Annotated in this window: 1 protein-coding gene; it reads right to left on the reverse strand. The window is 34.2% G+C overall.

From position 1 onward, the window contains the following. A partial coding sequence (locus IP023_RS15790) for an ISAon1 family transposase (RefSeq protein WP_241791366.1) occupies positions 1–530 on the reverse strand: 530 nt, incomplete at both ends.

Here is a 530-nt window from a genome sequence, read left to right on the forward strand (position 1 = left end):
TAGCTGCTTCGCGGTCAGCGGAAGCATTAGTTGATCTATTGATAAAGTAATTGAGGATAGATTTGTAATTGACTGATATGGTATTGACAATAGTATTGAAGGATTTGAATCCAGCCAATTCCACATCTTTATACCAATGCGCTAGCTTCGTATATGCTATATTCATTGATTTTGACGTGTTGAATATACTCCTTAACCCTTGTACTAAGTCAAAAGCTTTCTTTATATGTGGGTATTCCTCGAAGAGTATTTTCGCTCTAAATTTTTGGTTATCTGTCCAATTATTAGGTGACTTATAAAGCAAATATCTGCTTCTAGCTAATAATAATTTCCTAGAATCACCATTGCTAAACTCTTCAGCTATAAAGCGTTTCCCTTTTGATTTAGCCTCTTTAATTTGATTATTTTCTAAATCTATAGCCTCCCATCTATATTTAATTCGAATATCTTGAAGAGCCTCTATTGCGAGTTTCTGTACATGGAATCGATCAGTAACTTGTATAGCTTGAGGAAAACAACGAAGAGCGATA

Source organism: Sphingobacterium rhinopitheci (genome assembly GCF_022627575.1).
Taxonomy (GTDB): domain Bacteria; phylum Bacteroidota; class Bacteroidia; order Sphingobacteriales; family Sphingobacteriaceae; genus Sphingobacterium; species Sphingobacterium rhinopitheci.